The organism is Campylobacter concisus, from assembly GCF_902460705.1.
GTDB lineage: Bacteria > Campylobacterota > Campylobacteria > Campylobacterales > Campylobacteraceae > Campylobacter_A > Campylobacter_A concisus_Z.
This window is the reverse complement of sequence record NZ_CABPUP010000001.1, coordinates 19,381-42,894: the sequence shown is the minus strand read 5'-3', so window position 1 is coordinate 42,894 and position 23,514 is coordinate 19,381. Positions and strand designations below refer to the sequence as shown.

27 protein-coding genes and 1 other RNA gene are annotated in these 23,514 nt (G+C 36.8%); 5 read left to right on the top strand and 23 right to left on the bottom strand.

Features of this window, described 5'->3' with window-relative positions; genetic code table 11:
* Position 1: 1 nt before the first annotated feature.
* The 12 genes from gatB to F3G75_RS00190 all read right to left on the bottom strand — a co-directional run bounded on the left by gatB (position 2) and on the right by F3G75_RS00190 (position 9,524).
* Positions 2-1,423 (bottom strand): Asp-tRNA(Asn)/Glu-tRNA(Gln) amidotransferase subunit GatB, encoded by a 1,422-nt coding sequence (gene gatB, locus F3G75_RS00245; protein WP_149716120.1) that lies wholly within the window; start codon positions 1,421-1,423, stop codon positions 2-4.
* A gap of 164 nt (positions 1,424-1,587) precedes the next feature.
* Positions 1,588-2,271 (bottom strand): F0F1 ATP synthase subunit A, encoded by a 684-nt coding sequence (locus F3G75_RS00240; RefSeq protein WP_103628838.1) that lies wholly within the window; start codon positions 2,269-2,271, stop codon positions 1,588-1,590.
* Positions 2,272-2,336: 65 nt separating this feature from the next.
* Complete coding sequence (locus F3G75_RS00235; RefSeq protein WP_149716119.1) at positions 2,337-3,098, bottom strand: TSUP family transporter; 762 nt, start codon at positions 3,096-3,098, stop codon at positions 2,337-2,339.
* A 153-nt stretch (positions 3,099-3,251) separates the two neighbouring features.
* Positions 3,252-3,788: a superoxide dismutase family protein gene (locus F3G75_RS00230; protein WP_149716118.1), complete on the bottom strand. Its 537-nt coding sequence runs from the start codon at positions 3,786-3,788 to the stop codon at positions 3,252-3,254.
* Between the two features lie 66 nt (positions 3,789-3,854).
* Positions 3,855-4,622, bottom strand: coding sequence for a TIGR02757 family protein (locus F3G75_RS00225; RefSeq protein ID WP_149716117.1), 768 nt, complete (start codon positions 4,620-4,622; stop codon positions 3,855-3,857).
* Positions 4,619-6,490, bottom strand: coding sequence for a flagellar hook-associated protein FlgK (gene flgK / locus F3G75_RS00220; RefSeq protein ID WP_149716116.1), 1,872 nt, complete (start codon positions 6,488-6,490; stop codon positions 4,619-4,621). Before flgK ends, F3G75_RS00225 begins: the two co-directional genes overlap by 4 nt.
* A 3-nt stretch (positions 6,491-6,493) precedes the next feature.
* Positions 6,494-6,925 (bottom strand): flagellar export chaperone FlgN, encoded by a 432-nt coding sequence (flgN, locus tag F3G75_RS00215; RefSeq protein WP_021091397.1) that lies wholly within the window; start codon positions 6,923-6,925, stop codon positions 6,494-6,496.
* 13 nt (positions 6,926-6,938) lie between these two features.
* Complete coding sequence (locus F3G75_RS00210) at positions 6,939-7,142, bottom strand: flagellar biosynthesis anti-sigma factor FlgM (protein ID WP_072594307.1); 204 nt, start codon at positions 7,140-7,142, stop codon at positions 6,939-6,941.
* Positions 7,143-7,200: 58 nt separating this feature from the next.
* Positions 7,201-7,500, bottom strand: coding sequence for a rod-binding protein (locus tag F3G75_RS00205; protein WP_021091392.1), 300 nt, complete (start codon positions 7,498-7,500; stop codon positions 7,201-7,203).
* Positions 7,500-8,552: a flagellar basal body P-ring protein FlgI gene (locus tag F3G75_RS00200; RefSeq protein ID WP_149716115.1), complete on the bottom strand. Its 1,053-nt coding sequence runs from the start codon at positions 8,550-8,552 to the stop codon at positions 7,500-7,502. The genes F3G75_RS00205 and F3G75_RS00200 overlap by 1 nt, the downstream gene beginning before the upstream one ends.
* Before the next feature lie 64 nt (positions 8,553-8,616).
* A complete protein-coding gene (gene rsmD, locus F3G75_RS00195; protein WP_149716114.1) occupies positions 8,617-9,183 on the bottom strand; it encodes a 16S rRNA (guanine(966)-N(2))-methyltransferase RsmD in 567 nt (188 codons plus the stop codon).
* Positions 9,180-9,524, bottom strand: a complete 345-nt coding sequence (locus F3G75_RS00190; RefSeq protein WP_149716113.1) for an ornithine carbamoyltransferase — start codon at positions 9,522-9,524, stop codon at positions 9,180-9,182. Before F3G75_RS00190 ends, rsmD begins: the two co-directional genes overlap by 4 nt.
* A 120-nt stretch (positions 9,525-9,644) precedes the next feature.
* Here F3G75_RS00190 and flaG point away from each other — a divergent pair, with 120 nt between their 5' ends.
* From flaG to F3G75_RS00170, 4 genes are read left to right on the top strand one after another with little or no spacing between them, the layout of a single operon-like run.
* Positions 9,645-10,040 carry a flagella length regulator FlaG gene (flaG, locus tag F3G75_RS00185; RefSeq protein WP_072594311.1) on the top strand — a complete coding sequence of 132 codons (396 nt, stop codon included), beginning with the start codon at positions 9,645-9,647 and terminating at the stop codon, positions 10,038-10,040.
* Between the two features lie 2 nt (positions 10,041-10,042).
* The gene (gene fliD / locus F3G75_RS00180) at positions 10,043-11,803 is read left to right on the top strand and encodes a flagellar filament capping protein FliD (protein WP_149716112.1); all 1,761 of its coding nucleotides are present in this window, start codon (positions 10,043-10,045) and stop codon (positions 11,801-11,803) included.
* A 9-nt stretch (positions 11,804-11,812) separates the two neighbouring features.
* On the top strand, positions 11,813-12,184 hold the full coding sequence (fliS, locus tag F3G75_RS00175; RefSeq protein WP_072594313.1) for a flagellar export chaperone FliS: 372 nt from the start codon (positions 11,813-11,815) through the stop codon (positions 12,182-12,184).
* Positions 12,177-12,404: a hypothetical protein gene (locus F3G75_RS00170; RefSeq protein WP_103640513.1), complete on the top strand. Its 228-nt coding sequence runs from the start codon at positions 12,177-12,179 to the stop codon at positions 12,402-12,404. The genes fliS and F3G75_RS00170 overlap by 8 nt, the downstream gene beginning before the upstream one ends.
* 14 nt (positions 12,405-12,418) lie before the next feature.
* On the opposite strand, the gene rnpB is transcribed toward F3G75_RS00170, so the two are convergent.
* From rnpB to F3G75_RS00150, 4 genes are all read right to left on the bottom strand, one after another.
* An RNA gene (gene rnpB / locus F3G75_RS00165) (RNase P RNA component class A) lies at positions 12,419-12,744 on the bottom strand.
* Between the two features lie 127 nt (positions 12,745-12,871).
* Positions 12,872-13,489: a Type 1 glutamine amidotransferase-like domain-containing protein gene (locus tag F3G75_RS00160; protein ID WP_149716111.1), complete on the bottom strand. Its 618-nt coding sequence runs from the start codon at positions 13,487-13,489 to the stop codon at positions 12,872-12,874.
* Positions 13,490-13,942: 453 nt separating this feature from the next.
* Positions 13,943-15,067: a tRNA pseudouridine(13) synthase TruD gene (truD, locus tag F3G75_RS00155; RefSeq protein ID WP_149716110.1), complete on the bottom strand. Its 1,125-nt coding sequence runs from the start codon at positions 15,065-15,067 to the stop codon at positions 13,943-13,945.
* Positions 15,045-15,866: a thiamine-phosphate kinase gene (locus F3G75_RS00150; RefSeq protein WP_149716109.1), complete on the bottom strand. Its 822-nt coding sequence runs from the start codon at positions 15,864-15,866 to the stop codon at positions 15,045-15,047. Before F3G75_RS00150 ends, truD begins: the two co-directional genes overlap by 23 nt.
* Before the next feature lie 61 nt (positions 15,867-15,927).
* On the opposite strand from F3G75_RS00150, the gene F3G75_RS00145 reads away from it, so the two are divergent.
* Positions 15,928-16,941, top strand: coding sequence for an HdrB C-terminal domain-containing protein (locus tag F3G75_RS00145; protein WP_149716108.1), 1,014 nt, complete (start codon positions 15,928-15,930; stop codon positions 16,939-16,941).
* 11 nt (positions 16,942-16,952) lie between these two features.
* Here the strand turns inward: F3G75_RS00145 and F3G75_RS00140 are convergent, their stop codons facing one another.
* The 7 genes from F3G75_RS00140 to F3G75_RS00110 all read right to left on the bottom strand — a co-directional run bounded on the left by F3G75_RS00140 (position 16,953) and on the right by F3G75_RS00110 (position 23,417).
* Entirely contained in the window at positions 16,953-17,393 is a 441-nt protein-coding gene (locus F3G75_RS00140) for a hypothetical protein (RefSeq protein WP_149716107.1), read from the bottom strand.
* Positions 17,390-18,814, bottom strand: coding sequence for a Mur ligase family protein (locus tag F3G75_RS00135; RefSeq protein WP_149716106.1), 1,425 nt, complete (start codon positions 18,812-18,814; stop codon positions 17,390-17,392). The genes F3G75_RS00140 and F3G75_RS00135 overlap by 4 nt, the downstream gene beginning before the upstream one ends.
* The gene (gene estV / locus F3G75_RS00130; protein ID WP_149716105.1) at positions 18,811-19,596 is read right to left on the bottom strand and encodes an EstV family lipase; all 786 of its coding nucleotides are present in this window, start codon (positions 19,594-19,596) and stop codon (positions 18,811-18,813) included. The genes F3G75_RS00135 and estV overlap by 4 nt, the downstream gene beginning before the upstream one ends.
* On the bottom strand, positions 19,586-19,816 hold the full coding sequence (locus F3G75_RS00125) for a type II toxin-antitoxin system Phd/YefM family antitoxin (RefSeq protein ID WP_087584583.1): 231 nt from the start codon (positions 19,814-19,816) through the stop codon (positions 19,586-19,588). The genes estV and F3G75_RS00125 overlap by 11 nt, the downstream gene beginning before the upstream one ends.
* Positions 19,817-19,880: 64 nt before the next feature.
* Positions 19,881-20,921, bottom strand: coding sequence for a D-alanine--D-alanine ligase (locus tag F3G75_RS00120; protein WP_149716104.1), 1,041 nt, complete (start codon positions 20,919-20,921; stop codon positions 19,881-19,883).
* Positions 20,922-20,931: 10 nt separating this feature from the next.
* The gene (gene ruvA, locus F3G75_RS00115) at positions 20,932-21,486 is read right to left on the bottom strand and encodes a Holliday junction branch migration protein RuvA (RefSeq protein ID WP_107687272.1); all 555 of its coding nucleotides are present in this window, start codon (positions 21,484-21,486) and stop codon (positions 20,932-20,934) included.
* Positions 21,487-21,503: 17 nt separating this feature from the next.
* Positions 21,504-23,417 carry a flagellar assembly protein A gene (locus tag F3G75_RS00110; protein WP_149716103.1) on the bottom strand — a complete coding sequence of 638 codons (1,914 nt, stop codon included), beginning with the start codon at positions 23,415-23,417 and terminating at the stop codon, positions 21,504-21,506.
* Positions 23,418-23,514: the final 97 nt, after the last annotated feature.

Genomic DNA, 23,514 nt, shown 5'->3' with positions numbered 1-23,514 from the left:
TTTAGCCTATTTTGGCCTTTAAAAGCTCATTGACCTTGCCTGGGTTAAAGGCACCCTTGCCCTCTTTCATCACCTGACCGACAAAGAAGCCAAACATCTTATCTTTGCCGTTTTTATACTCTTCAACTTTGTCAGTATTTGCAGCTAAAATTTGATCTATGATCGCGATGATCGCTGAGTCGTCGCTTACTTGTTTTAAGCCAAGCTTTTCGATGACGCTATCGACGTCCGCGTCGTTTTCCATAAGGTAGTCTAGCACCTCTTTTGCAGCCTTACCGCTTATCGTGCCATCTTCTATACGTTTTAGTAAATTTATCATTTTAGCACTATTGACTGGGCTTGTCTCGATCGTTACGCCGTTATTTAAGCGGCCAAGAAGCTCGACTATAAGCCATGTAGTAGCAAGCTTTGGTTGAATTCCAGCAGCGATCAGCTCTTCAAAATATCTAGCCATCTCAACGCTTTGGGTTAAATTTAGCGCATCACTCTCTTTTACGCCTAGCTCGCTAACATATCTTGCGACCTTTTGCTCGGCAAGCTCTGGAATTTTTATCGCTTCGTCATACATATCTTCTGATATCTCAACTGGCAGCAAATCAGGGTCAGGAAAATACCTATACTCCGCGCTATCCTCTTTGCCACGCATCGATCTTGTCACTAAATTTGTCGTGTCAAACAGCCTTGTCTCTTGATAGACTTCTTGGTCGTATTTGCCATCTTCCCAAGCTGCACTTTGGCGCTCCACCTCGTAATCGATCGCTTTTTGGATAAATTTAAATGAGTTTAGATTTTTTATCTCAACTCTTGTATAAAGCTTGGTATCGCCTTTTGGACGGATAGAGACGTTTGCATCGCAGCGGAAGCTACCTTCCTGCATATTTGCGTCGCTGATATTTAAAAAGCGAAGGATTGAGTGCAGTTTTTTAAGATAAGCCACCGCCTCGTCGCTACTTCTAAGGTCTGGCTCGCTAACTATCTCAAGAAGCGGCGTGCCGGCTCTATTTAGATCAACCAAACTCTCATTTTCTTCGTGGATATTTTTACCAGCGTCCTCTTCAAGGTGCGCTCTAGTTACGCCGATGCGCTTTTTAGTACCGTTTACGTCGATGATAAGTTCGCCACCTTCAACGATAGGTATCTCAAACTGTGAAATTTGATAGGCCTTTGGAAGATCTGGGTAAAAATAGTTTTTTCTATTAAATACTGATTTTTTATTTATCTTAGCGTTTATCGCTGTACCAAAGCTGATCGCCTTTTTGACTGCCTCTTTGTTTAGCACAGGTAGCGCTCCAGGCAGAGCTAGGCAGGTTGGACAAACGTGGGTGTTTGCCTCGTCGCCAAAGCTAGTCGAGCAAGAGCAGAAAATTTTAGTTTTTGTATTAAGCTGAGTGTGAACTTCTAAACCGATAACGACTTCAAACATATTTTTACCTTTAAATTTATACAAATTTTTAAGGCGTATTTTAGCGATACTTTCTTTTAAAATATCTAAAAATGAGCGTTTTGACTGGAAAAATAAAGAATGTGATTTAAAAATTTAAATAGTTTTAAAAAGGAAAAAGCCATATAAAAATATGGCTTTAAATTTTAATGCTCGTGCTCACTAATAGCAACAGCACCAGCTAGATAAACATAAGTTAACATCATAAAAATAAATGTTTGCAAAACAGCCATAAGCGTTAGAAGCGCAAAAGCTGGAAGCGGAGCAAACCAAGGTGCAAGTGTAAGCATCGCTAGCAAGAATAGATCATCTCCCTTGATATTACCAAAAAGACGAAATGATAGCGAAACTACACGTGAAAGATGCGAGATGACTTCAACTGGAAACATAATAGGAGCTAGAAATTTATTCGGTCCCATAAAGTGTCCAAAGTATTTAAAAAATCCATTTTCTCTAATGCCCTCAAAGTTGTAATAAACAAATACAACTAAAGCCAAAACTAGAGTTAAATTTAGACTTGATGTTGGCGACTCAAATCCAGGAATAATACCTACAACATTTGAAAAAAATACGATAAAACCGATAGTTGCAACAAGTGGAAGATATTTCCTTGCTAGTTTTTCACTACCTAAAGTATCTCTTCCCATCGATATAACGCCCTCTAAATAAGCTTCAACTATATTTTGAAGACCTCTTGGTACAAGCTGCATCTTACTCCTTGCTATATAAGCAACTATGATAACAATCAAAGCTACAAGCAGAAAGTGAAACGCATAGATAAAGGCGTGGGAGTTGTTTAGAAAATTTGAAAATAGAAACAAATCTTTCATTAATTTACCTTGGATTTAGAATTTTGCGTGATTGTAACAAAATTATTGTTAAAACATTTTTAATTTTAAACTCTGAAATAATCAAAAATCAATTTACAAATAGTCACTGCAACGACCACTAGAAACATTGTTCTAATAAATTTTACCTCTTTTTTAATGACAAGATTTGATCCAAAATATGCGCCTAAAATTTGACCAACTGCCATTAAAAGTCCAACAGCCCAAAGCATCTGTCCGCCAGCTATAAAAATGCCAAGAGCAACGATATTGCTAGTAAAATTTAAGAGTTTCGTATGAGCGACAGCTTTTTTTAAATTTAGCCCAATTAATGCCACTATCGCAAATGTCCAAAAAGAGCCTGTTCCTGGACCAAAAAAACCATCATAAAAGCCAAGTATCAGCCCAAAAACTACATAAAATAGCTTTTCATTCATCTTTGCAGCTCTATCATTTTCGCCGACTTTTGGCATAAAAAGCGTATAGATAAAAATAGCAATCAGTAAAAATGGGATAATTATCTTTAAAAAATTTGTATTTAAAAATAGGATAACCACTGCTCCAATGATAGCTCCAATGAAAGTAAAAACAATACCTATAAAGCACTCTTTATAACTAATTAATCCCCGTTTTGTGAAATTTAAAGTCGCTGTAAAGCTACCAAAGACCCCTTGAAGCTTATTTGTGCCAAGTGCAAGGTGTGGTGGCACTCCCATCGCCATAATAGCTGGAAGTGTTATAAGCCCACCTCCGCCAGCGATAGAATCGATAAAACCACCTAAAAACGCAGCTACAAAAAAAACGACATAGCTAAGTAGATCAAATTCCATTTTTTACTCTTTTGATAATTGAAATAAAAGCGGATTGTAATTTATTTGTACTTATCTTTTTGTAAAATTTTATATTTGAAATGAGAGATTTTTAAAATTTATAAATTTTAACGAGCCTTTAGATCTAGCCCAAAGACTCGCTTACTAAAGTGATTACTTAATAACACCACAAAGCATTCTAGCGCCACCACCACCAAGTGCTTTTGGGTTGTCGCTGTGATTGTCGCCACCAACATGAACCATTAATGAGTGACCTTTTAGCTCGTCAAGACTTTTTATCTTTGGGGCTAGTACTGGATAGTTAGCATTGCCCTCGGCATCTACGTAAAGTGCTGGCAAATCACCTTTGTGACCTTTATCATCCCAAGCAAAAGAGTGCATTTTTGTGCCAGCTGGATCCCAGTGACCGCCTGCTTTCATACCAAGGCCTTTTTCAGTCGCACCACAGTCAGCATTTTCATGGATGTGAAAGCCGTGTAACCCTGCAGTAAGTCCTTTTAAATTTGGAAAAAATGCAACGCCGTAGTTTGTCTTAACAGCTACTACTTCGCCGACACTCTTATCGCCCTTCTCGTTTAGTTCATTAACAGGTATAACTAGATGCTCTCCAGCTTTTGCATCAAAGTGATGACCCTCATGAGCAAAAAGCAAAGTTCCTAAAACTGCACTTAGTAAAACGATTTTTTTCATACAAGCTCCTTGTGGATAAAATTGTATGGCAAGTCTACCCTAAATTTAAAAATTTAGCAATAATTTTTATTGATTAAGATTTTTTATGATAGTTTCTAACTCTTTACTCTGCCCTATTCTATAAAGCGCAAAGTCGTATTTTATCGGGTCTAGCTCATCAAATTCTCTAAGTTTTTTTGTAAGATCCATGACTGCTTTGAAATCGTAGCTCTTTCTATTTATAAGTCCTAAATTTAAAGAAACTCTATGTGTATGAACATCAAGCGGTATCAAAAGCTTATCTTTTGGCAAATTTTTAAATAATCCAAGGTCGATGTCGCTATCTCGCACCATCCAGCGAAGATACATATTGTAGCGTTTATATGGGCTTTGTGGCTCCCTCTCAAAACTCTTACCAAAGAAAAACTCATATCCGTCAGAGCGGTAAGAATTTAGCTTATATATAAATTTGATAAGTTCATTTATGCCATCTATCATCTCGCCATTTTTTGCTAGACCTTGGCGTAAAATTTCCTCTATGTCACCCTCATTTTTAAGACGTGAGAGAGTGATAAAAATTTCTCTCACATCATTTTCATTTTGAAAGCGGTATTTGAAATTTAATAAATTTTTCTTGATATTTTGCTCGCTCTCATCAAGCAAACCAAAATCAAGCGAATTTAGAAATTTCACTATCATTTTTGCGTTACCATAAGCAAATAACGCACAAATGAGCGCTATGTTTGGCTCTTTAAATTTAGTAGCTACTTGAAGTGGATCTGGGGCTTCAAACAGCCCCAGATTTGTATTTTTACTAAGTACGTGCGAGTCTAAAAGGCTCTTTAGCTCGCTCATTGTTTTAATGAAAGAAGCGTGTCAAGCATTTGATCAACGGTCGTGATGATCTTTGCAGCTGCGCCGTAACTTGCTTGAAAGCGGATCAAATTTGTAAGCTCTTCATTGGTGTCTACGCCACTTGTTGATTGAAATTCCTCTTCAGCTGTCTTTTGCAAAGACGTATTTGTATCGTGGATCGTATTATTCGCCTCTGTATCACTCGCCATGTCAGTCGTAAGATAGCGGTAATATCCCTCGATCGTCTCATCTCTATCAAGCGCTATGCCACTTGAGTAAAAGGTCTGCTTTTGATACTGAAGCTGGATCATTTTATTTGCAACTTCATTATTTCCGATAACTGGCTTTGAGTAGGCACGAAGCTTTGTGTGGTCTTGGGTAAAATTTTGATTTATGCCGATACTATTTGAGTCAGTACCTGAAAAAAATCTATTTATACCAACAGCACCTGGAAAATTTGTACCGTGATCGACTATCGATATGCTATAAAGCCCTTGAGCTTGTTTTGGAATGAGAGAAAAAGTACCTTTTTTAGTATTTTTATCATAAAAATATGATGCCTCAAAAAAGTCATCAACGTCATTTAGCATATTATTGTCTTTATTGTCATCTGAGTTTGAGTTAAAGTCTTTGACGATAGAGTTGCCATATTTTGTATCATTCATCGTCGTCGTGCCATTTACATTTATAGTTTTTCTGGCCACGACATTGCCTTTGTTATCATAAACAATAGCTTCAAAACTTCCGTTTCTTATACTATTATCATGATTCATCAATGTCTTATCGCCTTCTAAATAACTTATCGGATCTGAGTTAGAAATTTCAACTGCAGATTCGGCATAGATATTATTTGTACTTGTTATCAAGGTTTTACTAAATGTATTTAAATTATCAATGTATTTTTGGATCGTTCCATCGCTAAATTTATCATTATCTGGCTCGTAGTTTCTACCCCTAAGATCAAGTGCAGCTCCGATTTTACCGCCTGTAATCTTTTCTTCCATTGGTATTCTTCTGCCATCTTCTCTTTCATAATAAATTTTTGTATATCTTCCACTTTCGGTTGAACTCATAGAAATTTCATGAAAATTTACACCATCAACGATACTTACACCGCCAATGTTTAGATTGTAGTATTTTCCTTGATCTGTTATTCCTGTATCTACCCTAGAATTGCTCTTTAGATCGCTTTTATAAACTGCTGTATTTACCAGCTTTGACATAGCAAGCTCAAGCTCATCACGTTTATCACGAAGATCATTTGCATTTATTTTTATACCAGCGTCCGCGCCTGATTCTATTCTTTGGATTTGCTTATTAATATTTGCTATTTGCCTGCCTAGCGAATTTATCTCTTTTATATTTATTTTTATCGTTTCATCAATCTTTTCATGCATATCATAAAGCATCTTTGATGAGCGGTTGATACTTGCAGTCAATACACTTGCTTTATTTATCAAATTTACTTTCTGAGCACCAGCATTAGGGTTTGAAGCAAAGTTATTCCACGCGGAAAAATACTCCTGAATGTCCTTCACCATTCCATTATCTTTTAGATCAGGAAAATATTTTGTAGCTTCTTGCAAAATTCTTTGTTTATAGGCCGTGTTTTCTAAATTTGACGATGAATATTTTAGTCTTGAGTAGGCAAACTCATCATGAAGCCTTGTTATAGTATCTACTTGTGTGCCTGTGCCAACTCCGCCAGGGACTGTATTCATCGCTGGAGATGCAGATTGGACAACACGCTGCCTTGTATAGTAGTTGCTATCGGCGTTTGCGATATTATTTCCGGTTGTACTTATTTGAAGTTGGGCCGCATTTAGCCCTGAAACACCCGTGCCTAATGACATAAAAATATTAGCCATTTTTTAAACCCTTGATTTATAAAAATTATTATCTATGCTATTTCCATCTTGGCCGTATTCGCTTGCTTTAGTGCCAAAAATTTTTTCATTAAGTGAGTCAAAAAATTCTTTAACAGCAACAACATGTCTTGCATATTCTTTATTTACTTTATGTAAATTTTCAAGCTTTGAACGCATAAGAACAAGCTTTGACTTCACTTCATCGTCTAAAACACTAGCAAGTGTAGTCGTACCGCTCTCTTTTGATACCTTTAAAAGCTCTTTATCTAGTGCTCTTTTTGTATCTTCAAATGCACGAACTAAGGCATTTTTTTTCTTTACACTCTCATCAACACTTGAGTGTTTAGCCTCTTTTATATTTGCGATGTCTTGTATGGTTAAATTTATAAGCTCATCAAGCTCACCTATAGCCTCGTCCAAAAGCTTTTTTATCATTTAAATTCCTTAATTACAGCAACGCATCAGCCACAGCCCTAGCCGTTTTTGATATATCAACCTGATAGGTGCCATTTGCTATGGCATCAGCTATCTCTTTTAGCTTTGCGTTTTCGTTTGTTCTTACTTCTTTACTCTGAGTTTCGACCTTGGCATCGCTATTTTTATTTAGCGTATTTGCCTGAAAATTTGGTCTTTGATTCAAAGGCCTTATCATATTCATACCTCTTAAAATAAAATGTTTATATCACTACATCGGCATAATATAAATTTACTTAAGAGTCTCTCTTTAAAAAATCGTACAAAAGTTCTGAAAAACCAAGATTTCCGCTCAATGCTTTACTCATTGCATCGTTATACATTGACCTATAAATATCGCTACCAGCAGCCTTTGGATATAGCGAGTTGTGCTCATCTTCTTTTAAAGCAATATCAAGCACAGCCTTTACCATATATGCCTCAAATGCATCAGTTTGCTCTTTTAAAAGCGCATCTTGTTTAGCATTTGCATTTTTTATCTTATTTGCTGAAATTTCATTGTATGAATTTAGTGCTAGTGTGTTATCTATTTGCATTATATTATCTCCAGATCAACTTGTATCGCACCAACTCGTTTTAAATTTTCAAGTATCGATATGATATCGCTTGGTGTTGCCCCAAGCTTATTTAAAGCTCTTGTTATATTTGCAACGGTTGTTTTTTCGCCTGAAATTTTAAGTAAATTTTGACTAGGTGCGACAGATGTATCGCTTCCTATATTTACATCATTTTGTGCTGCTTCCTCATAGCTATTTGGCTCTATTTTTATTGTGATTGCACCGTGAGTTAATACAACTGGACTAACCACGGCATTTATACCACTTACTATTGTGCCGGTTCTCTCATCAACTACGATCTTCTCATCTGGCTTATACTCCACGTCAAGATCAAGTACAGCGCTTGCAAGCTCGATGATACTAACATCATCTGGCTTTTTAACGATGACCGTTCTTGGATCTATCGCCTTTGCGGCATCATCAGAGATATTTGCATTTATGGCGTTTTGGATATCAAGAGCGGTTTTAAAATTTGTATCTTTTAGGCTTAGTCTTATAGTGTCTTGATTGTAAATGTCATAAGTTACTTCTCGCTCAACCAAAGCTCCATTTAGGATAGAACCGACGGTTGGGTGGTTCCCACCTGATCTACCCATGCTTTTACCACCGATGCTTAAAGCACCCTGAGCTAGAGCGTAAATATCACCGTCAACGCCTTTTAGTGGCGTCATGAGAAGCGTACCCCCTTGCAAACTTTTTGCATCGCCAATAGATGAGATCACGACATCAAGTTTATCGCCATGCCTTGCAAATGCAGGAAGCTTAGCTGTTACCATAACAGCTGCTGCGTTTTTTGACTTGATATCATCTGGATTTATCTTTACGTTTACACCTTGAAGCATGTTTGATAGAGACTGTATCGTAAATTTCGACGTTGAGCCATCACCTGTGCCATTTAGTCCAACCACAAGGCCATAGCCTATTAGCTGATTATCTCTTACGCCAACTATGCTTGCAAGCTCTTTTATCTGCGTAGCAAAGGCTGAAGTAGCTATCACTGAAGCTGCTACAAAAGATAAAAATTTTTTCATATTTTTTCCTAAAATTTAGCTATTTCAGGTTTTTAAAGCAAAAGATGTTCCAAATTTTTATAAATTATTGAAAATAAGAGAGCGAAGTAGCTCCAAATTTTTTAAATTTTACTAGTTTAAATGTAGAAATTTCATCACTAAATTTAAAGTCACTGTTGTGCTCAAAAACTATCATGTAAATTTTCTCTTTTTTTAGCTGTGAGATTAAATTTACAAGCTTTTCGTAGATATCATCAAAGCCAGCTCTTATGTCAAATGGCGGATCAAGGTAGAGCAAGACCTTGCCATTTTGCGAATTTACAAGATCAGGCAAAATGGCGAAAGTGTCCCCATTTATTGCTTTTAAATTTGCGGCTTCAAGGCTGGCAAGATTACTCTGTGTGATCTTAAAAGCGGCTCTGTCTTTTTCGATAGCGATAGCCTCACGTGCTCCGTTGCTAACGGCCTCGCTTGCCATCACGCCACTTCCACTAAAACCCTCTATAAATGTAAGTGAGTAAATTTCATCTCTAATGACGTTAAAAAAGGACTCTTTTACGATACTTTTTGTACTTCTAGTCGTGCTTAGACTTGGCAGTTCAAGCCTTTTGCCTTTAAATTTACCACTTGAGATTTTAGTGTAAAGCTTCACTGATTTGCCCTTAGAATTTCAAGAAGATCGACTTTAAATTTATCTATTAAAAGTGAAATTTTCTCTTCTAAGCTCTTTTCATTTTTAGCTTCATTTAGCTCATTTGCTTTTGAAATTTGCATAGCTGAGTAAAATTCTTCAAGTGTATCAAGAAGTGTCGTCTTGGTAAAAGGATGAGAAAGATGAGCATTTTTACCTATTATAAATAGTGGTTTTTTTGTCGCAATCTCGCGGTCACTCACTACAAAATCACAATCCTTATGATGAGCAGCCAAATTTCCACAAAAAAGCAACAGTGTCTTTTGAAGTAAAATACACTCGCACTCAAATGAAATTTTCATATCTCTTCCTATAAATTTTTGCTCGATTTTAGCCTAAATAATCAAAAATTTGTATAAACACTAAAGGATTTTAAAATTTTACCGATGTAGAAGCTAACGTAAGTTTTAAGGAGTAAAACTATGGAAATCTTTAAGGCAGCAGCAAATCAGGTGCTAGATACGAGCATGAGCACATCCGCTCAACGTCAAATAGACAGCAGACCTATAGAGCATTCTGATGTTAAATTAAGTGCTGATAAAAACAATGAAACAAAAGACATTAACGAGCTAGACGGACTTAGCAACGAAGAGCTTGCCAAAAGAACAAGAGAGGTCACTGACAGACTAAACTATCAAATGCAGCAGCTCGATACTAATGTAAGATTTGCTTACAATGAGAAGCTAAATTTAATGGTCGTGCAAGTAAAAGATGCTAAAACTGGAGAAGAGATAACACAACTTCCAAGCAAAGAAGCTATAAGAATAAGCGAGTATTTCAAAGAAAGTATCGGAATACTTTTTGACAAGGAGAGTTAAAAATGGCAGTAGGTAACGTAACAAATTTAGGCATCGGCACAAAAAATAGCGGACTAAATGATGATCTTATCAAGAAATTAAAAGAAGCAGATGAAGCAGGACAGATCAAGCCTTTAACAAAAAGGCTAGAAAGAAATGACCTAAAGCAAAAAGACCTTGCAGCGCTAAAAACTCTAGTTAGCAACGTAAACGTAAGTGGCAAAACGCTTGGCGGAGAGGCACTTTATCTAAAAAGAACTACAAATAATGCTGGCAAAAGCGTAACAGCCTCAGCGGCAAATGGCGTTAACGTACAAAATTTTAATATAGATGTGCAAAAACTTGCTCAAAAAGATACATTTCAAAGCTCAAATTTCAAAAACGCTTCAAGCTTAGTAGGTGCGACAAATAACGGCTCTTTTGACGTTGAGATCGATGGACAAAAATTTTCTATTAGCGTAACTAGATCAACCACGTATCAGGATATTGTAGACAAGATAAATGATATTAGTCGTGGTAAATTACAAGCTAGAATTTTAAACGTTGGCGGAGATAAACCAAATCAAATCATGCTTCAATCAGGCAACACTGGCGCAACACAGACTATTAAATTTTCAAATGATACGGCTGGTGTTTTAGATAAGCTTGGCTGGGATAGTACGCAGTTTCAAGATAAAGATGCAAATGGCACTCTACTAACAAATCCTGATGGCACACCAAAGATGACATCAAATTTTGAAAAAAATAGAATTTTAAAGGCACAAGATGCGGAATTTACATATAACGGAGTAAATGTAAAAAGAAGCAAAAATACCTTTAACGACTTAAGGCCTGGAATTTCTATTACATTAAATGAAACTGGTAAAACAAACGTAAGCGTCTCTCAAGATACAAAAGAAGTAATAAAAGCGGTTGAAGAATTTATCAAAGACTACAACCTAATGACCATGAACCTTGGTATAGCCACAAAATATGACGAGGAAAAGGGAGCTGGCACTTTCCAAGGCGTTAGCGAAATTTCAAGCTTAAGATCAAACATTGGTCGTCTTGTAAATGGACAAGATAGTGAAGGTAAAGCATTAAGCAAATATGGCATAGTGCCTGATAAAGACGGACAGCTTCAGCTTGATCTAAATAAGCTAAATGCAGCTCTTAGCAAAGATCCTGAAGAGATTCAGAAATTTTTCATGGGATCAAGCAAGATCGAGCCAATAAGTTATATGGGGGCATCGACTGTTAGCGCTGGAGCATTAGATATAAAAGCTGGTGATCTTACGATAAACGGCAAGTCAGTTACATTCTCAACTACTGCCACAGCCACAGCCGAAGAGAACGCACTAAAACTTCAACAAGCTATAAATGACGCTGGCATAACTGGAGTTACAGCTAGTCTTGATAAAAGTGGCAAAAGAATCGTCTTAAAAAGAAGCGATGGCGAAAATATCGAGGTAAAAGGTAAAAATTCAGCCTTAACAGCTCTAGGTATGAATGAAGCTACTATAAATCCAGTAACCAAAAAGACAGATGGGCTATTTACAAAGCTAGCTAAAATGCTTGATGGTGTCGTTGGCAAAAGTGGTACGATGGTTGCTATGCAAAATCAGTTAAAAGATGAAAATGAGTCGATCACAAAAAACAAAGAGAGCACACAAAAGCTTTTAGATGAGAAATATACAACAATGCAAGAGCGTTTTATCAAGTATAACGCTATCATCGCAAGCTTAGAAAATCAGTTCTCGACACTAAAATCAATGATCGATGCAGAGATAAATAGTAGAAAATAAGAGAGAAAGATGAACCAAAGTGCATATAGTGCATACGCACAGTCTAGTTTTGGGGGCATTGAGTCCCCAACTAAATTAATAGAAATGCTTTATGACGGAATTTTAAAATTTATATTTCGTACAAAAAAGGCGATAGAAGCTGGAGATATAGAGAAAAAAGTTTATTATATTAATAGGACAAACGCTATTTTTGTTGAGCTTTTAAATTCGCTTGATTATTCTCAAGGCGATGTAGCCCACTATCTTAGCGGCCTTTATACAAGACAGATGCAACTTCTTGCTATGGCAAATATACAAAACGATGTCGCGGCTTTAAATGAAGTAACCAATGTCGTAAAGCAACTATCTGAAGCATGGAGAGAGGTAACATCAGGTGAATAGTTGGATCAATGAATTTAAATTAGCATTGATAAACGAAGACACAGACAAGATAGCTGCTTTATCACAAAATTTTAATGAAGATATGTTTACGAGCCTAGCTCTAGCGCAAGAAGCACAAGCACTAATTGGCGGCGCAATAGAGCTTTTAAAAAGCAAGTCTTCGCACATCCAAAATGAGCTTATAAAACTACAAAAAGCTCAAAAATACGTAACAAACTGATATGTTTTTATAAAATTAAAGGCACGGCGTTAAGCCGAGTTCTGTCTTGAGCGATCATTTATCTACGCTTGCTTTTACAAACAAACTCTAGCGAAGGGTTTTAATATAAGACCAAAACCATCCCTTCTTGCTGCAGGTTGGGTTTATATGGCCACGCAAGTTACCAAGCGTGCCGGTGGGCTCTTACCCCACCGTTTCACCTTTACCGCCGAAGCGGAAGTCTACTTTCTGTTACACTATCCCTTAGGTTTCCCTAGCCATCCGTTAGATGGAACCTTGTCTTATCGCAGCTCGGACTTTCCTCTTTTGCAAAAACAAAAGCGATCGCTTACCGTGCCAGAGCGAAATTATAGCGGCTTTGGCTTAAATTTCTAGCTTTTAAAACTTTAAACTTTATGTTTTTTATTTAAAAATAAATAGAGCACTTTGAGTAAATATTTAGCGCAAAGAACGTATAAAATTTTATCTCAAAGCGCGATAAACTCAGCATTATTTATAGGTCGTAAATCGTACAAGTTCCCAAATTTCTCCATTATCTCGTGCGTGGCTTGCATAAAAGGCTCGCAGCCAAAGTGCGGCACGATGCAAAAATCAACCAAATTTAACCCCGTAAAATCGCTCGTTTTTACGCTATTTTCATCCATCAGCGTAGCATATTTCGTATCCGGAGCCGCCGCGATCGCTCCCGCCGACTCACCGATATAAATTTTGCCCGCTTTGACTGCATTTTTTATAGCTTGCCAGATGCGCGATTTTCGCAGCTCGTTAAGCAGATAAAACGTATTTCCGCCGCTAACGTAAATGATGTCGCACTGACTAATAGCGGCTAAAATCTCATCGTCGCAAAATGGTTCGTCTTGCTCGGATACTAGCGCCGCCGAATTCTTGGCGCAAGAGACGTCAAGGTGTCTTAGCTTCGCGCCAAAATTTTCTAAAATCTCCACCGCTTCATCTACGTAAAAATTCACCTCTTCAAATTTTGCTGCCGTATCGATAAAAACAATATCTTTGCCTTGAAATTTTACCACTTCATTGATCTTACTCGCAATCTCCGCAAAATAAGAGCAAAGAAAAATATTCGCCATTTTTAATCCCTTTAAAATATAAATTTGTAAACGTATTATATCTAAACGATCCTAGAAACGCTTGTATTTTGCGTCGCTCGCGTCTTGCTCCACGGGTAAAATTTAGCGGGTTTAGGATACGGGTCTTGGCGCGAAAATCCAATAAATTTAGCCTCAAATTTGAGCTTAAAATGACAATGTAAAGTTTTTGCACCGCTTGACTCACAGCTTTTAAAGAGCGTTAGGCGAGGTGAATTTTGATTTGCAAAATTTAAACGTAAAAGTTAAGGTGAAGTCTTGCGAGATGGTTTTAATTGTTTCCTACGTCGCTATGCTCTTAGCTAAATAGAAGAAGTAAATTTCGTCCCAAGATAAGATATACAGCCTATCGCAGGGCGAAATTTATACTCTGCTTGCACTTGCGAGCATAGATGCAAAAATCATTTAAAAGCGCTCGCAAGACAAGCCGCCGCCCTACTCAAAGATATTTTTATGCAAGATTTCTTCTAGCACAACAGTCGCATAGCTGCCTTTTTGCAGCGTAAAATTTATCGTAAAGTGCGCTTTTTCCTCATTGTATTTATAGCTCGCATCCTCCAAATAACACCACGCAAAGCGCCTAGAACCCGTCATTTTAGCTTTATATTTGTTTGCCTGCGCGAAAATTTGATCCTCGACTGCTCTAGCCGCACCCTGCGCCTCATACTCCTTTGCACCCGCTATCAGCCCGCAGCTAGTGATATCCCTAGCGTCAAAGCGCGTGCCCTCCGCGTCCAAATCCTCGCACAAAAAGCACTTGCCGTGCGGATAGTGACCCAAAACTTCGCCCTCTATCAGTTTAAAAAATCTCTTTTGCGATTTTAAATTTTTCAAAATTGCGCCGTCAAGATACGGGTAAATTTGAGCTAGCTCGCCTAGGCTAAAATCCTGCGCAAACTTTGAAATCTCCACGCGTTTGCTAAGCCAACGGTTAAAAAGATCACTTTGATATGCCGAGATCAAAAAGTCGTTTAGCTTGACATTTTTACTTTTTTTGCCGTTTATCGTCCCATTTTTAAGAAGCTCCAGGCCAGTTTCGGCATTGTCGCCAAATTTACCAAAACGCTGATAGCCAAAGTAGTTTGCATATCCCATTTTATCGATACTAACAAATACTTGCTCTAGCTTTTTGGCATTACTTGGTAGTACTTTTTTTAAGCGTATAAAAAAGCTATTTCCCTTTAGATGTCCGATACGAAGCTTATTTTTATGCACATTTAGGCTTAAAATTTTCATCTTTTCGTGGCTAAAATTCGCTAGATTGCTCTCAAATTTACGTGGCATCGAGATAAACTGCGTCGTCATGCCCTGTTTGTCTTTTAGTCCCGCATAGCCAAAGTCGCGCATTTTAGCTCCTGTAACCTCGCTTAAGACGTGCAAAGCCTCCTGCGTCGTCATATCTTTTTTAGAAATTTCAACGATCAAGTGCTCGCCATCCCCGCTAAACTCGTAAAGTGGTATCTCGCGCACGACAAAATCATCTGAATTTTTAGAAAAGTAAGCCTCTATGGGCGCATGAGTGAGTGCATAAAGTGGCTTAAAAGTGGTGGTTTCTTGCATTTTGTTTTAACCTTTTATTTGAAATTTTTGCAAAGACGTTAATCTTTGTCCGTGTTTTTGCGGCAATCCTTTTGATAGCGTTTAAATTTTTAGGACTAAAAGTAAATAAAATTTCATACTCTTCACCGCTACTAAGCTCAAATTTACTTAGCTTTTTTGTAAATTTAGCACCCTTTTTGTTAGCCTTTAAAAGCTTAGCAAAATCTGCATTTAGCCCATCTGAGATATCCATAGCGGAGTTTACAAGATGAGCTGCTTTGTAGAAAAATTTATCTCTTAAAATAGGCTTTTTAAAACGTGAATTTTTTGAAATTTGAGCTAGCCTTAGAAGCGAATTTAGCCCTTTTTTGCTACCTCCAAGCTCGCCAGTAAAAGCCACCAGATCTCCGTATTTTGCATTTTTTCTAAGCACAGCTTTGCCATTTAGCTCGCCAATTACACTAACGCTTATATTTAAAATTTTGCTACTTATCGTGTCGCCACCGATTATCTTTACACCAAACTCCTCACACGCTCTATTTATGCCGCCACTTAGCTCTTTGATTTGCTGTGGCGTAAAATTCTTTGGCAAACTAAGTCCAAGAAGCGCAAATTTTGGCCTAGCATTCATCACGATTGTATCTGAAAAATTTACGATCATCGCCTTGTAGCCGATCTCTTCAAGGCTTAGCCAGCCATGCTTAAAATGCGAGTTTTCAGCAAAAATATCCTTGCTAAAGACCTGCTTGCCAAGCACAGCCGCATCATCGCCAATATAAGCGTTACCAAAGCATTCAATCGTGAAATTTTCTTTATCCATCGGGCCATTATAATGAAACTCCTTTTAATTTTAGGATAAAATAAGCCAAAAAAGGAGCCAAATGCAAAAAATAGAAATTTTTAGATTTAATGCAAAAAAGGATATTTTGTCGTATTTTAAACCATATTTTTTAGAAATTTTAGATTACGCAAACCTTGACGAGCTATTTTTGCATGTTAAAAAAATTGATCCATATTTTCAGCCAACAACTGGCTTTGTGAAAGTAAATGATGTCGTAGTGAGCACTACTGAACCATTAGTAAATTTATATGAGAAATTTACAGGCGAGATTGTGATTTCGCCACTTGATGAAAAAAGAGCAGTTTTAGATCTTGAAATAAACGATGACGACTTTTGGGAGAAATTTAAGCCATTTGAGAAATTTTGCGATCAAGCAGACAAAGAATTTTATGCAAGCTTAAAACCATATTTTTATGCTGATTTTGTGAGAGAATACGAGCCAAATTTTATAGGTGCAGCTGCTATCATATTGGCTCATCATCTTTATAAAAAAGAAAAAAATGATGAGATCATGAGGCTTATCAACAATGAAAATGGTGTTTTGATAGCTTACAAGATTGATGATTTTATCTTTGGCGGAAGCGAAATTTATACAGAAGCGATTAGGTTTTTTAAAGAAATTTTAGGAATAAAAGATGATGAAACCTCAAAAAACGAGCTTGAAAAGATAAAGAGCTTGGATAAATTTAAAGGATTTAAAATAGCCGTAAGTGATAAAATCCCTGTAAATTTAGATAAATTTAGAGCAAATTTTATAAATCTAAACACCAAATTTCCTTGTGGATTTGAGCTTTTAAAAGTAAACGAAAAGCTTGCATTTGCACTTGCAAGCAAGACCATCTTTAATGCGTTTGATAGCGGGGCTGATTTTTTACTAGCTAGCAATGAGGCTGAGTTTTATATGTTTGACACGCTTTCAAAAAAGCTTGAAAAATTTGCAAACAGAAGCTTGCAGGATTTTTATATTTTAAGAGTTAGCGAACTGATAGAGCTTGAAAATGGCAAAATTCCAGCAAGCCTAAAAGAGCATACGCTAAAAGTAAATCTAGTCTAAAACTAGAGAATTTATTTTTGCAAAGTTTCATTTTGCTCGCTTAAGGCTTCTTCTTTTTCGTCTTCTTGTCTTATCTCATCGTACCTTGCTTTGGCGTTTTCATAAACACCAGCTGGAAGGCTTATGTTTAAATCATCCCTTAAGCTCATCACATCATCACAAGCATTTTGGTAGCCAAGGTCACAGCTTTTCATATAATAACTCACGCCAAGCTCGATATTTGAGTGCTTTTTTAGATCACTATCCATTTGCTCATTTATCTCTTCATTTACAAACATATCGCCCAAGGCCTCGCACGAAAGCACATCTTTTTGCTCACAGCCATCATAGAAAATTTCATACGCAGTTGCGTAATCTCCGGCATTTAGCGCCTCAATACCTCTGTCATAATCATCAATATCAAAGCCAAATACCAAATTTAAAGCTAGGATTAAAAAAACTATCTTTTTCATATAAAGCTCGGTGCATCGTTTGAAAATAGTATGAGATCGCCAGCACGCGTATTTTGAGCTAGAATTTCTTGCATTTTATTTTTATCCTTTAAGATGATGATCTTTGGCTTTATGATGTACTTTAGTAAAACTTCAGCATTTAGTGAGCTTGTGATGATGACAAGATCAAAAATTTCATTTATCACCTTGGCTAAATTTGCATTTTGCTCCGCATCGCTCTCGACGATACCAGGCGTTAGCAGCACTTTTCTGCCAGCGTAGGTACTTACAAGCTCGTAGCTTGAGCTCATACCTGAAAAATTTCCATTAAAGCTATCATCAATTATCAGCTTGCCGCCAGCCTCGATCTTGCTTAGACGGTGCTCGACGTTTTTCATCTTAGATAGCGCTCTATCTACCGCCTCATCGCTCATCTTTAGATACTTTGCCACCTTTATACAAACGGCTAAATTTGTAGCGTTAAATTTGCCAAGTAGCGGCAAAACGTAGCTCTTGCCATCAAGCGTAAACGAAATTCCATCTAAATTTGCATTTATATCTTTTAGGCTCTCATCGTAAATTTCTAAATTTTGGCTTGGCTCTTTTTTTGTCGAACTATGTAAAAATGCCATTTGCAAACGAGTGCTTTGAAGTGCTTCAAGCTTGGTAGAGCGGATATTATCAAGCGTTTTAAAATACTCAATGTGTTGCGCGCCGATCTCGCCAACGATTACGATTTGCGGATTTAGAAATTTAGTGATCTCCAAAATGTCGCCCTTTAGCCTAGCGCCTGCCTCAGCGATGTAAATTTGCGTTTGCTCGCTTAAGTTTTCATTGATATCTTTGATGATGCCAGCCATTGTATTTACGCTGCGAGGTGTTTTGTAGCAGACAAAGCTATCTTTTAAAATTTCAAATAAGAAATTTTTGATACTAGTTTTGCCGTAGCTTGCTGTGATCAAGATAATTTTTAGATCTTTATTTGCGCCCAGTTTTTTAAGTGCCTTGTTTTTAAATCCTTGAAATTTTATCTTTTCTAAAATTTCACTAAAAAATAGGCTCATAACCAAGACAAAAAGTGGCATCGGAGCCAAAAACGCCTTGTGGATGATAAAATTTAGAGCGTAGTTTAGGATAATAGCGCAAGCAAGGATCACAAAAAAGTGCTTGACCCTGGCGGTAAAGACTAGCTTTTTATCAAGTTTTTTGTACCAAAGATAAAGAGCTGGCAAAAGTGCAAAGTAAAAATAGATAAAAAACCACTTACCAGTCGTGTAAAAAAGTACCAACGGCACAATAAAGAAAAAGACGTGCCAAGCGGGCTTTGTGAAGTGAAAGAGCACGCGCTCAGGCCTATATGAAAACCACTGAAAGCAAGTAATCACATAAAAAGCGAGCGCAAAAACAAATAAAACTGTGCCTATGCTTAAAAATATATTCATCTTACCTCCTCGATACCGCTCTCATCGTCATCTAGCACAACATTTTTAGCTTCATTTAGCTCAAAATTTATCCCTTTTTCTATCTCGTCACTTATAAATTTAGCGTGAAGTAAAAAGAAAAAATGATCACCATTAAGCGGAAAAAATGAACTATTTTTTATGAGCTTATGTATACTCTCTCCGCTTGTTATAGGCGTTGCCTTGTCATTTTCTCCCCAAAATATCAAAGCCTTACCACTAAAGCTGGCAAAATGCTTCATAAAATCCTCATCAACAACGTTTTTTAGGGTATCATACATCACTCTACTCATACCACTCACATCTTTTGTAGCAAAGAGTTTATAAAATTTTCCAAATCCAAAAAGCTTAAAAATTTTAAAAATAGCGATCTTTGTGCGCACGATAAATGGCTTTTTGACAACTATGCCAGCTGAGCTTAAAAGTACAAGATGTGGCGGTTTTAGAAGCGTTGCGACCTTGCCACCAAAGCTATGACCTACGATGATATCTGGCTTTATGCCAAGCTCATCGCAGAAATTTTCAACAATTTTTGCATAATCGCTTGTTTTTAAAGGATCAGTAATTGAGCTTTTACCAAAGCCTGGCATATCGATATAAACGTGGCGCAGTTCGCTCAAATATGAGCCAAATGCCTTTTTCATTATCTCTTTGTTTGCGCCCCAGCCGTGTAAGAAAAGCACTATTTTTTTGCATTTCGGATTTACTACTTCGTAGCTGATCTCATACTCGTCTGAGCCGTACTTTACCGCCCTACTCGCCATCGTTTTCTCTTTTTTTAGCAGCGTAAATGCTCTCAAGCACGCTTACTGCCTCGCAAAGACGCTCATACTCTTCCATATTTAAAAGTACTGCTTCAAATTTATTATTTTTAACAATGACCGCTCTTTTTAATTCATTAGCTCCCACACGAGAGAGCACTGAACTAAAATTTCTAACCACTTCAGTTGCTGTATAAATTTCATCTTTTGTAAAAGTTACCATTGTCGCTCTTTGTGTAAAATTTTACGTAAAATATCACAAACTACTTTATAATCTACTAAATGGCCTAAATTTTCCCACGACCTTTTACTGAAGTGATCGAGTTTATAAAGCTATAATCGATCTTTATATTACGCTCTCTTGGAAGTGAGTTTGCAAGAGCATTTAAAGTGCTCTCAAAATCCTCAAATAGATAGTTTGCAAGGCTTCCTGGATTTGGATTTATCTCATTTAGATAGACCTCATCATCTATCATAAAAAAGTCGCATCTAATGATCGCTCCATCAAAGCCGCAATCATAAATTTTTGAAAAGTTAAATTTAAGCTTTTGTTTTAACTCCTCAGAAATTTCAGCCTCTTTTACCTTGTTTTCATTTGAAAAGCTAAGATATTTTTGCTCGTAGTCAAGAAATTCTTTCTTTTTTGGCTCTTCGATGATAGAAAATTTTATCTTCCCATCTATCTTACAGCCTGCAAGGTTGTACTCTTTTACTCCCTTTATAAAAGGCTCGATAAGCACATCTTTATCAAACTCAAATGCTACGTCTTTTGCATAAGTTAGCTCGCTGGCGTCATGCACTATATTTACGCCGATACTACTTCCAAGTCTTGCTGGCTTTAAAATAATAGGATAGTGAAATTTTGGCTGGCTCTCACGAGTTAGCATCTCATAGTCAAGCGCCTTTACGCCAGCTTTTTGCGCTAGAAATTTGGTTAATTCTTTGTTGTAACTAAGCGCACTTACTTCAAGCCTTGGACCTATATATTTTATGCCGTAAAAGTCAAAAAGTGCCGCTATCTTGCCATCTTCGCCGTCCATGCCATGGATCAAATTTATAATGACGTCGCACTCTACTTTTTTATCGCCAAAAAGAGAGTGTATGAAAAATCCGCCCTTAGACAAAATGAGCTTTTTTGAATTTTTGTATTTACCAGAGCTAAAGAAATTTGCTCTCATATCTTTTTGCTCGATAAGATAAAAATCTCTATTTGCGTCGCAAAATATAAATTTTAGCTCTTGTTTTAGGACATTTTTTAAAACTATCGCACTAACTATGCTTATCTCATGTTCATAGCTCTTTGCTCCAAATATCACACCTAAATTCATCTTTTTATCCTTATCCTAATTTCTTTAATGCTTCTTTTATAAGATCACTCGTATTTTCACTCTTGCACTCAGGCAAAATTTTCACTATCTTCTCACGTTTAAAACCAAGTGCTTCAAGTGCCAAAAGTGCCTCATTTTGATAGCTTGGCACGCTCTCGTCACTTATTAGTTTTGCGTCGCTTAGCTCAGCTATGATGCGTCTAGCAGTCTTTGGTCCGATACCTGGCACACTTTTAAAGGTATCTGCATCGCCGCTTATTATGGCACTTGTAAATGCCTGTGAGCTAAGACTTGAGCAAACTGCCATAGCCGTGCTAGCTCCGATGCCATTTAATTTAATAAGCATCTCAAACATCTTTTGCTCATTTGCATCCAAAAAGCCGTAAAGTAAATTTGCGTCCTCTCTTATGATCTGTGTTATGGCAAGCTCGACTTTTTCGCCCTTGCTAAGCTTGGCTGAGCAAAAAAGCGAAATGAAAATCCCATAACTTACGCCGCTATTTGTCTTAAGTATCACAAATGCGGGATCTTTTTTGCTGACGATACCTTCGATCGCTTTTATCATCCTTTAACCTTTTATTCTTAGAAATTTGTATCTGTGTAGTCTTCTAATTTATTTGACTTTTTGATCTTATACTCAGCCTCATCGCCATCGCCGATCTTCTCCAAAGTAATAGCATGAGCGGTTTCATTTTGCTTTGAGATATAAGTAACATTTTGCGGAGGATCAACGATAACAAATCTAATCTCATTTAGTTCAACCCAGTTGCCTCTATTTATCACTTTTGCAGAGAATATTCCATTTTGCATGATCTCAAGCTCATCTTTTAGAGTAGCTAGCAACTCTTTTTTATCTTTAAAAATTTTTAGCAAAGTGTTGTATTCATTGACTAGACCTTGATACTCTTTTAGCTTTTTCATAAAGGTAACTGGCGGTATCACTTTAGCTTTTGAGAGCTCTTCTACCTTTGCTTTTATGGTATAAATCGAGTCTTTATTTTCATTTATGACATTTTTCTTTGTTTCAATATTTTTTAGAAGTGAGGCAAGCTCCGCTTTTGTATATTCGATCTTATTTAATTGCTCTTGCGTAGCCTCAGCACTTTCAGGCATTTTGCTAGTATCGATTATAAATTTATTATCAGTGCCTCTTAGATATCTTACGTCTATTAAGTGTGAAGCTGTGATAGTGCAGTTTGAGCCAAGTGTGTTTATTTGAATATTTTGAGCGGTTATAGAGCCACCAACGACGCTATTTATCTTAACTCTTTTTGCTACGACGTTTCCGCCTTCTAGCCTATCTATCTCGACATTTTCAGCTTCAACCTTACCGATGTGGATAGAAATTTTTGCATTCTTTGCATAAATTTTAGCCTTTTGGTGTGTTTGACCACCGATTATTACTTCATTTGCTTTAACCATTGCATTTGCACCGACATTTCCTTTTACCTCTATCTCGTCAGCCTCCACGATGATGCCAGTACCGATGGCGTCTTTTATAGTATCAGTTTCCCTAACCACCAAAGTCACATTTGTATCAGTACCTGCTTGAATAGAGCCAGTTGTTTTAAAATTTGCTTCATTTATCTCTATACGCTCTTCGATGTCAAATGAGCCATTTTTCTCAACTACATATCCTGATTTTTTAGCGATGTATATTATGCTATCGTCATTTTCTACTCTCTCTATATTTTCGCTTATGCTTATCTCTTTACCAGTATCTTCTTTTGGCTTTTCTACTGCTAATAATTTACCTCTCGCATCACGGCCATTTTGCCCTTCGTGAGACTTTTTCTCTTCCATTATCACTTCATCTTGTGCTACACCAAAAACAAAACCTCTATCAGCGTAATCAACCTTGTCTTCCTCTTTTATCGCATCAAGTTTATCTTTGTAATAGTAAAGTATCTTTGCATCGGTAGCTTTTTTTGGATTTATACCTTGTGTTATGTTTAGTATGTAGTCTTTATCAAGTTCGCCCTTTACATGCACAACTGAGGCGATTTGTTTTAACTCATCTTTTAGTTTGCCGATCCTTATACCTATTAAAATTTGAGCTTTCATAAGCTGTTTGGCGATGTATTCAAAAAGTTTATCTTCGTAATGCTGTTCGTATTCACAATCTTTTGTAGCTTTTACCTTTGCGACTACTTTTGTAACCGTTGAATTTACACCGATTTCTATCTTTGGAAGCCTTGGTACAGCATTTAGCCTAACATCAAAAAATTCCACGTCATAGACCTGCTCGATCTCTAGTGTCTCGTCAAGATAAAAAGCATTATCATCAAAAAAGTTTAAATTTTCTTCAGGGACAAAAACTGGCTCTTCATTATCTTTATTTTTATAATAAGTCAAAATATCTAAAATTTTAAAATCTATAAATTCTACCGGTACGCTGTGTTGCTTGCTTAGTTCTTTAAGCGATATATAAGGCGTTGAAGTTTGAATTTGCGTTGGCGGTAAAAATCTCTCGTTTTCTTGCACGTTCTCGCTCAAAATTGATCCATTTCACATAAAATTTGGCTCTTATTATCTCTAAAATTTTATTAAATTTGGGTTATGTAAGCTTTAAAGCATCTTTTGTTACTATTGC

Bases quoted from the DNA above. Each gene is read 5' to 3' on its own strand.
- gatB (WP_149716120.1), bottom strand. From the start codon at position 1,423: ATGTTTGAAGTCGTTATCGGTTTAGAAGTTCACACTCAGCTTAATACA.
- F3G75_RS00240 (WP_103628838.1), bottom strand. From the start codon at position 2,271: ATGAAAGATTTGTTTCTATTTTCAAATTTTCTAAACAACTCCCACGCC.
- F3G75_RS00235 (WP_149716119.1), bottom strand. From the start codon at position 3,098: ATGGAATTTGATCTACTTAGCTATGTCGTTTTTTTTGTAGCTGCGTTT.
- F3G75_RS00230 (WP_149716118.1), bottom strand. From the start codon at position 3,788: ATGAAAAAAATCGTTTTACTAAGTGCAGTTTTAGGAACTTTGCTTTTT.
- F3G75_RS00225 (WP_149716117.1), bottom strand. From the start codon at position 4,622: ATGAGCGAGCTAAAGAGCCTTTTAGACTCGCACGTACTTAGTAAAAAT.
- flgK (WP_149716116.1), bottom strand. From the start codon at position 6,490: ATGGCTAATATTTTTATGTCATTAGGCACGGGTGTTTCAGGGCTAAAT.
- flgN (WP_021091397.1), bottom strand. From the start codon at position 6,925: ATGATAAAAAAGCTTTTGGACGAGGCTATAGGTGAGCTTGATGAGCTT.
- F3G75_RS00210 (WP_072594307.1), bottom strand. From the start codon at position 7,142: ATGATAAGGCCTTTGAATCAAAGACCAAATTTTCAGGCAAATACGCTA.
- F3G75_RS00205 (WP_021091392.1), bottom strand. From the start codon at position 7,500: ATGCAAATAGATAACACACTAGCACTAAATTCATACAATGAAATTTCA.
- F3G75_RS00200 (WP_149716115.1), bottom strand. From the start codon at position 8,552: ATGAAAAAATTTTTATCTTTTGTAGCAGCTTCAGTGATAGCTACTTCA.
- F3G75_RS00190 (WP_149716113.1), bottom strand. From the start codon at position 9,524: ATGAAAATTTCATTTGAGTGCGAGTGTATTTTACTTCAAAAGACACTG.
- flaG (WP_072594311.1), top strand. From the start codon at position 9,645: ATGGAAATCTTTAAGGCAGCAGCAAATCAGGTGCTAGATACGAGCATG.
- fliD (WP_149716112.1), top strand. From the start codon at position 10,043: ATGGCAGTAGGTAACGTAACAAATTTAGGCATCGGCACAAAAAATAGC.
- fliS (WP_072594313.1), top strand. From the start codon at position 11,813: ATGAACCAAAGTGCATATAGTGCATACGCACAGTCTAGTTTTGGGGGC.
- F3G75_RS00160 (WP_149716111.1), bottom strand. From the start codon at position 13,489: ATGGCGAATATTTTTCTTTGCTCTTATTTTGCGGAGATTGCGAGTAAG.
- truD (WP_149716110.1), bottom strand. From the start codon at position 15,067: ATGCAAGAAACCACCACTTTTAAGCCACTTTATGCACTCACTCATGCG.
- F3G75_RS00150 (WP_149716109.1), bottom strand. From the start codon at position 15,866: ATGGATAAAGAAAATTTCACGATTGAATGCTTTGGTAACGCTTATATT.
- F3G75_RS00145 (WP_149716108.1), top strand. From the start codon at position 15,928: ATGCAAAAAATAGAAATTTTTAGATTTAATGCAAAAAAGGATATTTTG.
- F3G75_RS00140 (WP_149716107.1), bottom strand. From the start codon at position 17,393: ATGAAAAAGATAGTTTTTTTAATCCTAGCTTTAAATTTGGTATTTGGC.
- F3G75_RS00135 (WP_149716106.1), bottom strand. From the start codon at position 18,814: ATGAATATATTTTTAAGCATAGGCACAGTTTTATTTGTTTTTGCGCTC.
- estV (WP_149716105.1), bottom strand. From the start codon at position 19,596: ATGGCGAGTAGGGCGGTAAAGTACGGCTCAGACGAGTATGAGATCAGC.
- F3G75_RS00125 (WP_087584583.1), bottom strand. From the start codon at position 19,816: ATGGTAACTTTTACAAAAGATGAAATTTATACAGCAACTGAAGTGGTT.
- F3G75_RS00120 (WP_149716104.1), bottom strand. From the start codon at position 20,921: ATGAATTTAGGTGTGATATTTGGAGCAAAGAGCTATGAACATGAGATA.
- ruvA (WP_107687272.1), bottom strand. From the start codon at position 21,486: ATGATAAAAGCGATCGAAGGTATCGTCAGCAAAAAAGATCCCGCATTT.